The sequence below is a fragment of the Cyclobacterium lianum genome, assembly GCF_900143075.1.
Taxonomy (GTDB): Bacteria; Bacteroidota; Bacteroidia; order Cytophagales; family Cyclobacteriaceae; genus Cyclobacterium; species Cyclobacterium lianum.
In genome coordinates, this window is record NZ_FRCY01000002.1 from 65,145 (window position 1) to 77,655 (window position 12,511).

At 44.3% G+C, this 12,511-nt stretch carries 9 protein-coding genes and 1 tRNA gene; 2 read left to right on the top strand and 8 right to left on the bottom strand.

Features of this window, described 5'->3' with window-relative positions:
* Nucleotides 1-298: 298 nt before the first annotated feature.
* Entirely contained in the window at nucleotides 299-2,128 is a 1,830-nt protein-coding gene (locus BUB19_RS02920; protein ID WP_073091690.1) for a TonB-dependent receptor plug domain-containing protein, read from the top strand.
* Between the two features lie 201 nt (nucleotides 2,129-2,329).
* Nucleotides 2,330-2,404, top strand: a tRNA-Val gene (locus tag BUB19_RS02925).
* A gap of 220 nt (nucleotides 2,405-2,624) precedes the next feature.
* On the opposite strand, the gene BUB19_RS02930 is transcribed toward BUB19_RS02925, so the two are convergent.
* The 8 genes from BUB19_RS02930 to BUB19_RS02965 all read right to left on the bottom strand — a co-directional run bounded on the left by BUB19_RS02930 (nucleotide 2,625) and on the right by BUB19_RS02965 (nucleotide 12,492).
* Nucleotides 2,625-4,106, bottom strand: a complete 1,482-nt coding sequence (locus tag BUB19_RS02930; RefSeq protein ID WP_073091696.1) for a Do family serine endopeptidase — start codon at nucleotides 4,104-4,106, stop codon at nucleotides 2,625-2,627.
* A gap of 424 nt (nucleotides 4,107-4,530) precedes the next feature.
* Nucleotides 4,531-7,089: a sodium:solute symporter family protein gene (locus tag BUB19_RS02935; protein ID WP_073091701.1), complete on the bottom strand. Its 2,559-nt coding sequence runs from the start codon at nucleotides 7,087-7,089 to the stop codon at nucleotides 4,531-4,533.
* 5 nt (nucleotides 7,090-7,094) lie between these two features.
* Nucleotides 7,095-8,105: a Gfo/Idh/MocA family protein gene (locus tag BUB19_RS02940; protein WP_073093122.1), complete on the bottom strand. Its 1,011-nt coding sequence runs from the start codon at nucleotides 8,103-8,105 to the stop codon at nucleotides 7,095-7,097.
* A 17-nt stretch (nucleotides 8,106-8,122) separates the two neighbouring features.
* Nucleotides 8,123-8,992 carry an SMP-30/gluconolactonase/LRE family protein gene (locus BUB19_RS02945; protein WP_084096919.1) on the bottom strand — a complete coding sequence of 290 codons (870 nt, stop codon included), beginning with the start codon at nucleotides 8,990-8,992 and terminating at the stop codon, nucleotides 8,123-8,125.
* Between the two features lie 6 nt (nucleotides 8,993-8,998).
* Nucleotides 8,999-10,459: a M81 family metallopeptidase gene (locus tag BUB19_RS02950; RefSeq protein WP_245802764.1), complete on the bottom strand. Its 1,461-nt coding sequence runs from the start codon at nucleotides 10,457-10,459 to the stop codon at nucleotides 8,999-9,001.
* Between the two features lie 22 nt (nucleotides 10,460-10,481).
* Nucleotides 10,482-10,859, bottom strand: coding sequence for a RidA family protein (locus BUB19_RS02955; RefSeq protein ID WP_073091712.1), 378 nt, complete (start codon nucleotides 10,857-10,859; stop codon nucleotides 10,482-10,484).
* Between the two features lie 50 nt (nucleotides 10,860-10,909).
* Nucleotides 10,910-11,569: an RraA family protein gene (locus tag BUB19_RS02960; protein WP_073091718.1), complete on the bottom strand. Its 660-nt coding sequence runs from the start codon at nucleotides 11,567-11,569 to the stop codon at nucleotides 10,910-10,912.
* Entirely contained in the window at nucleotides 11,566-12,492 is a 927-nt protein-coding gene (locus BUB19_RS02965; RefSeq protein ID WP_073091725.1) for a dihydrodipicolinate synthase family protein, read from the bottom strand. Before BUB19_RS02965 ends, BUB19_RS02960 begins: the two co-directional genes overlap by 4 nt.
* Nucleotides 12,493-12,511: the final 19 nt, after the last annotated feature.

Genomic DNA, 12,511 nt, shown 5'->3' on the forward strand with positions numbered 1-12,511 from the left:
CAAGCAAAAGTCTACATTACTCCCGCTGGCTTCACTATTTCAAGCGAAGTGGTACCTACCCGCTAAAATAAGAGATTTATTAAGGAAAAAGGAAATCAATGCGAAAGAATCATGCCTTACAAATGGGCCTCGATCCTAGCTCAATTATTCGGCGAAAAACGACAGCCACTATTTTAATTTGGTATTTGAGCCTTTCAGAGGTCAAACTTTAATCGAATACTAAAAACACCATTGATTTTCAAATTTGTGAATTTGGTTTTTTGGAGAGTAATTTGGGCTACCTAATCAGAAAATTGCGATGAAATTCACCCATTTGTTCACATTCTTATTGGTAGCTTCCTACCCCATCTATGCTCAGGAAGACAGTACCTCAATCACATTGGACCAGGTAATTATCAAAGAAAACAGAATGGAAATCCCATTCTCCAGGGCCTCAAGAAATATCAACATCATCCACAGAAAAGCCCTGGAAACTACCCCGGCCAGAAGTCTGCAGGAAATTTTGACCTTTACCCCCGGACTGGATGTACGACAGCGCGGCATAGCAGGAGTGCAGGCCGACATTGGTATCCGCGGCGGATCTTTTGAGCAAACCCTTATGCTTGTCAATGGCATCAAGCTTTCCGACCCGCAGACGGGCCATCATATGGTAAATATCCCCGTTCCGCTCGCCGGCATTCAAAGGGTGGACATTTTAAAAGGACCGGCGTCCAGAATCTACGGCCAAAATGCATATGCCGGTGCGATCAATATCATTACTGAATTGCCTGAATCCTTTGAGGTTCAAGCCAACTTGTATGGAGGCGATTTTGCCATGCGTGGGGGATCTTTCCGAATGGGTCTGCCCATTGGAAAATACAGGCAAAGTCTGGCAGTGTCCCATGATGCCAGTGATGGTCATTGGTATAATTCTGATTATCGAGTCGGAAATGTTTTTTATGAAGGAGGCCTGGCTGTAAACCAATACCACGAATTCAAAACAATGATTGCTTATGCGGACCGTGATTTTGGAGCGAACGGATTCTATACCAGCTCATTTCCTGACCAATGGGAAAGCATACAGACCACGCTTGCCTCGCTGAGTCACACCTTCGAAAAAGGAGGTAGTTATATTTCAACGCGAGCTTACTGGAGGAAAAATCAGGATGAATTCAGGCTGGTGAGAAATGATCCTGAAGTCTTTCAAAACATTCACCAAACCAACGTCCTTGCTTTAGAAATCAATGCCCGGCAAGAAACCGGTTTTGGCACCCTGGGAATGGGATTAGAAAGTCGGCGGGAAAGTATTGACAGCAATAACCTTGGTTTAAGAGATCGGGATTTGATGGGAGCATTTCTTGAGCACAGGCTTGAATTTTCTGATAAGGGAGACATCCGGGCGGGTATTTATTCCAATTACTACTCAGAATACGGTTGGCGACATTTTCCCGGTGCAGAACTAGGCTACCAGCTAAATTCCTGGATTCGAGGCTATGCGAATTTTGGCGTTAGTTTTCGGATCCCCACATACACTGACCTCTATTATGTGGGCCCGACAAATATTGGAAATGACGCACTGGAACCAGAGAAAGCCCAAAATTACGAGGGAGGATTTAAAATCTCCAAAGAGGGCCTGAATGCCGAACTGGTGTATTTTAACCGACATACCAACAACTTGATCGAATGGACCCGACCTGATGCCGACACACCATGGCAACCACAAAATTTCAATGAAGTTTCTTTTCAGGGAGTAGAGGCGGGCATACAATACCAGTTTGGTGAGTCTTCGAATGCCATACGTCTGGACGAGGTCAGCCTGAGTTACAATTATATTGCAGCAGACCTCATTGAAATGGAAGGGCAGGAAACCCAATACTCACTGAATGCCTTGAAGCACCAGTTTATCACAGGGCTTCGGGCCGAATACCGAAAAAATATAGAATTGACCTTGAAAAGTCGATACATTGAACGCATGAAGTTAGCCCCCTATTTTTTACTGGACATCAGAATGGATGTAAACCGGTTGAAAAAAATCGGCTTTTTTGCAGAAATCTCCAACCTGAGCAATACCGATTACATCGAAGCTGGCACTGTACAAATGCCCGGTAGATGGGCCCGTGGCGGGGTATCCTACAATTTCAACAAATAAAATTAAAAAAGTTTGGGTAAGTTTTGGTCCGGAAATTTTTAAACCTATATTTGCATTCCCATTCGCGACATAAGAGAGGAAATCAGCCTCCCGGATCAAAAAATGGGAGTTAAGCTCAGTTGGTGCAGAGCATTCCGATTTACATCGGAAGGGACGGGAGTCCAAATCCCTACTTCGTAGGAACCAATTGTTTGAAATATTGGGAGTTTAGCTCAGTTGGTTCAGAGCATCTGCCTTACAAGCAGAGGGTCGGGGGTTCGAATCCCTCAACTCCCACAATGTTGGCCTCCTGGTGAGGCCTTTTTTATTGTATGCCCTGCCATTTTTACATATTGTTCTCTGAAGCATAAAACAGATTCTACATCGGGGCGACCTGCGAGGAATTACGCGAATTCTTTACCTAAAAGCATAAATTGAGAAATCAATTGCCCGAAAGCCATAAAAAATGCCCCCTGATCTCAGGAGGCATTTTTCAAACCATTAAACTAAAAATGACTTATAAGTCCAAATCGTAGTAGGATCTTTGCCCATTGGGGTAGACTCCCAAAATGGTCACTTCTTCTCCTTTATAATTGTTAAGCGCCTTAATGACGTCGTCCCCATTCAGAATTTTGGTTCTTCCTATCTTTGTAATGATGAAACCCTCTTTTACTCCTGAAGCTTCCCAGGCATCATTTTCTATCACAGAAATTGAGGCCCCGCCTTCAATTTCAAGCCTTTCTTTGATTGAGGCACTCAAATCTTCAAAAATAACGCCTTCAAACTCTGTCGTCTTTGGGATTTCCTTGATGACAACCTTGGTATCACCGGATACATTCTTCAAGGTGGCGGTAGTCGTCATTTCCTCTCCATTCCTTAAATAGGTCACTTCGACCGTATCTCCGGGCCGCTTTCTGGCCACTCTTTCCTGAAGGGCTGAGGTAGAATAAGTATCAAAGCCATCTACGCCAATGATAATATCTCCTTTTTGCAATCCAGCTTCTGCTCCACCACTGCCTTCATTTACTTCACTTATGTATACTCCGCGATTAGCATTAACTTTTTCACCAATCAGTTCCTCTAAATCCGCATTTACATCCCTGATGACTACACCCAGGAGACCTCGTTGAACTGCTCCAAATTCCAAAAGATCATCCATCACTTTCTTGACAATCGCACTTGGTACAGCAAAGGAGTAACCGCTAAAACCACCTGTTCTCGAAGCAATTGCTGTGTTGATGCCAAGAAGTTCTCCATTCAGATTGACCAAGGGCCCACCGGAATTACCGGGGTTTACTGCAGCATCTGTCTGAATAAAGGACTCCACCTGCAAATTACTTTCATCTCTCAAAATGCCAATATTCCTGGATTTGGCACTGATAATACCTGCTGTAACGGTAGAATTGAGCTCGTACGGATTTCCTACCGCAAGCACCCATTCGCCAATTTTGGCTTCATCCGAATTGCCAAATGGAATAAATTTCAGGTTATTGGCCTCAATTTTTAGCAAGGCCAGATCCGTTGTCGGATCAGTACCGATAACTCTGGCAGTAAAGCGTCTGTTGTCTTGTAAGGTAACGTCCACTTTTGATGCATTTTCTATCACATGGTTATTGGTGACAATGTATCCGTCTGCAGATATGATCGCTCCCGATCCCGAACTCCTGCCCTGCCTTGGTGGCGCTTCGCCTCTCGGAGACCTGAATCCGAAGAATTCTTCAAGAGGATCTACTCCTCCTTGTCGATTACCCATGGTGACTGTACTTCTGACATGCACCACAGCAGGGGTGACCTGTTCTGCGGAGGCCACAAAGTTGATTCCTTCCGGGACTACAAAACGATCATCATTTAGCCAATTGACAAAGCTCGTATTCTGTTTTTCACTAAAATTTGACGATGAATCCTGGTTATTTTGCATTAAACTAATTCCAAACACGGCCACCAGTCCTCCAATTAATGAGGCCAGTACCATACCGAGGAAAAACTGCTTTTTATCCATAGTATACCTTCCTTTTTATTTTTTTTTAAATTACACGTCGAATCTATTCACATTGTTTCCTCTAAAATGGTGCCACCTACTAATAAAGTACTGATTTTAACAGCATTTAACAACAAAACACCACAATTTCGGATTTATTACCTATAAATATACTTCTCTTGCTAACGAAACCAATGAAAGTATCTGAAAGTTTGGCCGACCCACAGCCTATCAACAAAAAACGAGTCTAAATAAATCATAAAATGATACATTTTTTACGCTACATTTAAGCCTTATTCCTAAGCAATCGTCAGAGGGTAAATGTGATTAACCAAAAAATCAGGTTCCAGGCAAAAAAAAGATTTGTACGTCTCAGCCCGTTTTTCCGCACCCAAGGGTTTCTGCGCCGGAATATTTTTCTGCTTTGTTCCGAATTTTTCAATGATCATTTCTTAATTATGGATTTATAGGTAAATCCATCGGACTGGCTTTTCCCTTTTGGAAAAAAGAGGCTAAAGGCATACCCTATAAGCACACAGCTTAGCACACCAATAGCCCCATATAAATAGCCGTTAACCTCAGTATATCTGCTTACCAGAAAAGTAATAATCGCACCTGAAATGGTACCAATAATCACACCGGTTGCATTGGCCTTTTGGCTAAATATGGCCAAGACAAATACACCGGCAAGGCTTCCTCCGATCATTCCCAGCAGTTTTTGGAAAAGGTCAAAGATAAACCCGACCTCAGATACAGCTATCCACATGGCCGTTAGCGTACCAAAAACACCCATAAATACCGTAATGATTTTCGCCAATCTCAGGTAGGCGCTATCACCTAGTTTTGGATTGAAAAATTTATGAACATCTGTGACATAGGCGGTTGAAATGCTATTCATACTGCTATCGAGCGAAGACATGCTTGCGGCAAATATCCCCGCAATTACCAGTCCTGCTATACCAAGGGGAAGTTCAGCCACGATGTAATAAGGCAGCAATTCTTCTGGATTGCTGCTTCCAATTTTGTCGGGATTACTATGATAAAAGACATAAAGCACCGTCCCTAAACCAAAAAATAATATTATTCCTGGCAACGTAATTATGCCGTTCGTCCAAAGGCTTTTAGCCGCTTCGTCCTCATCTTTAACAGTAAGGTAGCGTTGAATGACCACTTGATCCGAGGTATACGAAATTAGGTTTAAAAAGAAAAATCCGATGATGGCCACCCAGAAAACCAACTGGGTATAATCCCAGGACCAATCCACCAATTTGAATTTCTCCTGCTCCATCGCCACCTGTAAGACGGCACCCATTCCGCCATCAATATTGGCGACCGCGATAAAAATGGAAAGCAATGCTCCCCCCAGCAAGACCAGCACCTGAATCACATCCGTCCATATCACAGCTTCCATTCCCCCCATAACAGTATATACCGTACTAAACAAGCCCATGATTCCAATGCAAAGCAATATATCCATTCCTGTGACGGATGCAATAGCGATGGCCGGAAGATAAACCACCACTCCCATCCTTGCCAATTGTAATAAAATAAATATTAAACTCCCCAGAAGCCGAACATGAATGTTGAACCTTAACTCCAGGTATTGGTAAGCGGTGGTGATGTTCAGCCGCCGGAAAAATGGCAGGTAATACCTGATGATGAGGGGGACAATTGCAAAAATCATAAATGAACCCAAGGCCAGGCGCCAATTGGTGGCATACACAATGACCGGTATGGCCATGAAGGTGATCGCACTTAGCTGGGTGCCATAGATACTTAAACCTGCTGCCCACCATGGAATTCTTTTACCCGCAAGAAAATACTCATCGGTCGTATTATCCCTTTTGGAAAAATAAAAACCGATCCCCAGCATACCACATAGATAAATACCTAACGTGGTCCAATTGGCCCAGCCGAAAGCATTTTGAGTTTCCATTCCCATAACCTTTGGCGATCTGACCCCAGGTCCTTTTTCACCGTTGGGAACCACCCAATAGCCCTTCCAAAACGCTGTCGGTGCAGTTACCCTTGAACTTCCAGCAGGCATTTCACCCATTTCAACCCAAGTTTCTGCCCTGCTTTGATAAGCCAGCATTTTGTCTGAAAATCCCGGATGGGTAGATGGATCCTTATACTGTAGGGTTTCCTCATCCAATCCTCCCGGAATCAAAATATGGGAATTGCCCAGGCTAAAGGCTGGAGAGGGGGCCGCAGCCACTCCTCTCGGCAGATCCTGAAGCTGCTTCCATTCCCCCTGGAAGGAAGAATCTCCGGGAGAGTACCGATAAGCATCTGTTAATAATTGCCTACCCAACCCTCCGTCTTTGTTTTTTACCAAATGAAAACCGCTAAAAAGATAAAAATCGCCGTTGTGAGCGGCAGCTACAGCCTGAATTCGTGATGTACCCGGAAAATCCGGGCCCTCCACCCATTTCATTTCCGAGGGCGATTGCTTCAAATCCAACATATAAAAGACATCCTCGCCAATCGCGTCCGGACTTACCTGCCCCCCTTGAATGTAAATCACCCCGTCCAGCATGGCTCCAGACATGTTGGCCAGGGTCACTGGAAGGGAGGGATAATTTGCATCAATTTTAATTTCACCATCTCCATAGGATAAACTATACACCTTACCATAATGCCCTTTTGCATCGTTCCCCCCGATGACCCAAATTTTCTCATTGTAAGTCACTGAAACGCCATAGGCGAGAGGCATGGGAAGCTTTTGAGTACTCATTTGCCAGCCCCTATCCTTGTTTTCTAAATAAAAAATGTGATCATACCAAATCTTCTCTCCCCCCTGCCATGGTCGCTTCTCAGGAAAATTAGCACCTCCTGCAAGCAGCAATACCCCATTGCTCACTCCTGCGAACATACCGGCAAAACCTTCCTTGTCAGGTAGGGCGGGCAGTTCTTCCCATTGGATTTCCTTCGCGGTCAGACCAGGTACCAGTACACTGGTTAGAAAAAAGGTAATTACCAAAAGGGACTTGCTAGGTATCATCCGATTTAATTTGAGATTGAAGTTAAATTTATAGGTAGCGCGACTTCCTTACCGGTGGCAGAAGACGATAAAGCAGCAAATAACACCTCCATTACATACAAACCCTGCTTACCGGACACCTCCGGCAAGCGGTCCAATTCAATGGCACGGACAAATTCTTTCCACTCGGACTCCAAAGCATCCGCCATCCAGTTTTCGGTGTACGAATCAGGTAATAATTCCCATTTTTGCTCTTTCCCCAAATAGGCTCCCTGGGAATAACTAATTTTTATCATTCCTTGTGTCCCATACAATTCTGCATCCACCTGATTCACCCCATGTTGGAATCCTGAGAAATGTAAAGAGCCCTGCTGCCCATCCTTAAATTTCAGGATAATGATCCCGCCATCGTCTACTTCATCCCGGTGAAAATGGTTGGATATCAACGCATAAACCCGCTGCACCCGCGAAGGTATCAGCGTGCAAAGCAAATCCAATTGATGTATGGCCACAGTCAACAGATACCCCCCGCCCGTACTTTCCGTTAAATGCCAATCTCGTCGCTCTGCATGTTTCCAAAAGGAAACCGAGGTAGCTCTGCCCATCTGAATAGCTCCAAGATTTCCCGATTCCAGACATTTCCTTGCAGCCACAAATGCAGGGGTAAACTGCCCGACCTGCCCGAGCATTAGCTTCACGTTGTTTTTTACACAGGCTTCCTGTATGGCCAGACAGTCCTGCCAGGTAGCAGCCATCGGCTTTTCTAATAATATATGTTTCCCTGCACGGGCCGCGGCAATTGCAATTGTTGCATGGAGATGATGTGGGGTGGCAATCAATACCGCATCAATGGCGGGATCCTCCAGAAGCTGCTTATAGTCTGTATATCCCTCCACGCCATAAGTCTTCTTTTGCTGATTCAAGGCAAGAGGATCCCTTCTACAAATCGCCTTTAGTTGAACGTTGGGCAACTTTCTAATGGCTTCAATATGTTTGATGCTAAAATTTCCAGCGCCAATAATTCCTATTGATATCATATCAAAATTAAATTCATTCAAAAAAGGGAATACCCTCCTATCCCAACCTTGATCCTTGCCAACCTTCCGGGACCCGGCTCCGCAATCCCCCCTGTCATCCAAATTTCATCGCCTACAAAACATACATTACTCGTGAGGGGAATAGCTGAATCATAAGATGCCAAAAGTGATCCGGTCTTAGAAAGTACCTGGACGGCCTGCATCCCATAGTGGGCAACCCACAGTCTGCCCTCTATGTCCAAAGCCATTCCATCAGGAAGGTTGCCTGTTTCTGTGTTGTTTTTATTAAATGGCAAATAGGCAAATACAGTTATATAATCAGCATCTTCAGGTTGGGCATTCAAATCCACTTTTAAAATCCTGTTTTTGTAACTTTCAGCTACCCATAAAAATTTTTTTTCCCTTTGAAAAACGATGCCATTTGCAAAATCGATATCCCTGGCCACGATTCTGGCTGATCCATCCCAGCCTACAAAATACACCATTCCCTCCTTCCTGACAGAATCCGTAAAATAAAAACCCCTGTCGGGATCAATGGCAATATCATTAGGGCACCGAACCTTATGTCCTTCGATCCGTTCCGGCGAAACACTCCCCAATAGTATTCCATCGGAATCGTATTTCAAAACACAAGCTGAGAAGCTGTCACAAATCAAATGATCTCCATTGCGCAAAATGGCTTGCCCATTGGGTCTTCCCCCCATTCCCCACTGCACAGAACGCCCCCCCTGGACTTTTCGAATCCCCTGGCCTGCCAAATCTGTAAAATAAAACGAGCCTTCCGGATCAACCGCCGGTCCTTCGGTATAATGTTCCAATTCCAGTATCAGCTCAGAATGGGTTGTTTCTGGGTCGGGAAGTGCGTTTTGATCTGGTTTATGCATCATTTTGATTCAAGCTAAATCATCTAATGGAAACAGCGGCTTTCTCCTGTTTTGGTACCGCAAATTGGACATATCTGCACATGTTACCCCAGGAGTATTTACTCGGATGATACTTTTACAAACAGTCTGATAGGCCGCTAAAGGCGCATTTACCCCCTTAGCAACTATGACATCAAATTGAGTCGGATCTATATTGAAATGAACTAATTGCTGAAGGCTAAATGGAACCGTCCTCAAAGATGTAAGCATTAGGGTATTGCCTGATTTTGTTTTTACAATGGCTGTTTCTCCCATATTAAAATTTACCTGACCTCCATGCCGGGGTTCTTTTTCAGAAAATTTGCCATTCACTAAAGAAATTAATTCTACTTCTGTTTCTACAGGATTCCCATGCCGGGAATCAGTTTTACCACCAATACTTAAAGGAGTAAAGCCGGTTACATTCCCTCTTTTTTTAATGGCCCTTACGGCTTCCGGGTCATTTATGCACATAAAACTCCTTTGCCCGGGTTGTGATTCCACCAGTTCAAGTAAAAACGTACTGTCTCCGGGCGAGCCTCCTCCAACGTTATCACCCATATCCAATAAAAGGACCGGCTTTTGCACATTTCGAATTTCATCAGGCAATTGATCAATACTGGTTTTGCCTCCTAAAAATTCCAAATGGTTTTTAAAAATATACTCGTTCAGCTCGCCTACTGCTTTTTGTGCCAACCATTGGTCTCCATCTGCCACTGCAATAAAGCTCGTTCCCATCTCCGGAACGTCGGCATAAGGAAACCCCAGAACCACACTTGTAGAAAGAATTTTAGGTCTTAAACCTATTTCTGAGGATAATTCATACAGTTCTTTGCATGGACTGGACTCAGTGTGCTGCAAATCGATGCTTATTGCTACCTGACTTTGGATGGCCTGCATGACTGGACGAATTTCGCCACGGATCCTACCGATCATAAGCCTTCCTGCCTCCATTCCCACTTGCCTTTGGTCCACATGAGGATTGGTTTTGTATGCCACCAAGGCATCCACGGCCTCCACCATAACATCACTCAGATTGCAATGGGGATCAATGGTACCAATAATAGGAAGCTCTGGACCAAGCATATCTCTGACCATTTTCAGCCAATGGCCATCAAAATCCGAATAGGAGGCGCTGACACCCGCACCATGCGGCACCACCATTAATCCATCCAAAGGCATTGACTCGGTAATGGAATTTTTTACTTCAATAAATAAACGAGCTGCTGCTTCTCTCGACAGGATTCCACCTGGGGTAGCCTCTGCGTAAAACAATGGAACGATCTCCAAATCCGGTTCCTTTTCCAGCACTTCCACCATCCCGCCTATCTCATGAAAGGCATCCCGATATTCTTCAACAATAGATCGGCCGTAAAGCAGATGACCGTTTTGAAAATCCTCCCAATTGGTCAGACTCTCCAAAAAAGTATTGGACTCATGGTAAATTCCCAAAATCCCGATCCGTTTTGGATTTTTATTCTGCATACGCAATCAAATCAACTTCAAATTTCAACAATGTTCCCAGGCAGCCAATCAGTGTAGTCCTGGCTGGGTAGGGGGGTTGAAAATATTCTTCATAGATTTGGTTAAATTCTACCAGGTCTTCCTGACGTGCTACATAATTTCTGACCTGCACGACATGGCTGAAATCCAGACCTGCCGCAGCCAGAATCTTCCTGGCATTTTCAAATGACCTTCTGACTTCTCCTTCAAAATTATCATCCACAATTTTCCCGCTTTCATCAACAGAGGCCTGTCCTGATACAAAAACCAGGTTATTTACTTTCAATGCCGGTGAAAACGGCAGGGTACTTTGGGGAACTCCTTCCCCAGAAATAACTTCTTTCTTCATAAATAATGTCATTAATAAAAGGTTTCCATTAAGCCGATTAAGGCTTTGATTCATAAGACACCATATTTTTTGTAAGCATCCATTGCTTTCATTCCCTTTTTGATTTCATCCCTGGTGATATTTTCTGCATTCACTTTTAGCATGGCGTTTTCTATGGCTGCTTCCTCTACTTGCTGTGGAATGACCACTACTCCATCTTCATCGCAGAACACCAAATCTCCCGGGCAAAACAATACTCCTCCTATTTCCACAGGAACATCGATATCAATTACCCGTTGTCGGTTTTGGCTGTCATAAATCCGCTTGCCTTTAGCAAAAACCGTAAAACCCATCGATCTGATTTTGGCAATATCACGAATGCTCCCGTCTACCAATGCTCCGAGACAACCGCTGTTACTCGCCGCTGTAGATAATAATTCACCCCAAATTCCAGATCGGTTTGATCCTGCAGCGGCTGCAATAAAAATTTCACCTGGCTGACAGTCATCAACAGCCTTAAGCTCTAGTTCATACGGGTTGGGATCGACGTGGTACATCTCAGTCCAAAGGGTGGTTTTACACCTTCCTACCAGTTTAGCCTTTCCCGTATGAATGGAAAAGGAGATGTCAGGCGATTGAGCGGTAAATCCCAAGCCATCCAATGCATCCGAGATGACAGCCGAATACAGCTTTTCTTCCATCTCACGTAGAGAATAGTTTGTCTTTTTCATTTGGAAAGTTGGGATTCTTTAATCCTGGAAGCATCAATAATCAATTCTACCAAAGCCTGCACTTTTTCCTCTTTCCAGGGCTTATTTGTATTCCCCACCGGCGGAATGGAAGGACCAATGTCAATGGCATACCTTAACTGAATGGCTTGCCTGAAAAAGGTCCAAATATTGGGCAATACCTCTGCTATCATCTCCTGAAAAACCAGCATAAAGTCTGTTGCAAGCTGGACATTTCCATTTAAAAAGGAATTCCGAACAAACTGGCATTCCGGACCAAACAAGTTATAGAAAGATCCGATAGCACCAGAAGTACCACAAAGTGCCGCGTGGCACATCAACTCATCCGCCCCACTGAAAAGCGTTAGCCTGCCCCGTGAACTATAGGAAATGGTACTTATTTCCAGCAGGTTATTGGTGGTCAATTTCATCCCAGCCATATTGGGGAGTTGGAGCAACTTATTAACAAAGCCCACCAATCCATCTGAAAAACCAGTGGATCCAAGTTGGTAAGGAAAGAAAGGTAAATCAGTGGATTTAGCAATTTCTTCATAGTGCTTCAACGCCATGGCAGAGCTGCCATCCGAAGAACTGTAATAGACCGGAGCAACGGAAGAAATGCCATCCACTTTACAGTTTTCAGCATGTTTTGCCAGCCTTACCGATTCACTTGTAGTCATTGAGCCTACCTGAACAATGATCGGAATCCTTCCGCTGTTGACCGCTGCCGCCACTTCTGTGACCCTCTTCCTATCGGCTTCACCCAATAAAAAACCCTGGCCTGTGGACCCAAGCAAATACAGTCCATCCATCCCCTGTGAAACGAGGACATCCAACCACTTTTCCAACTGTGCTGTGTCCGGTCGCCCATCTTCATTCAATGGGGTTAACATCGCAGGCCATACCCCTTTTAGTTTATCATTCATCTTAAGTTGTTATTATTTC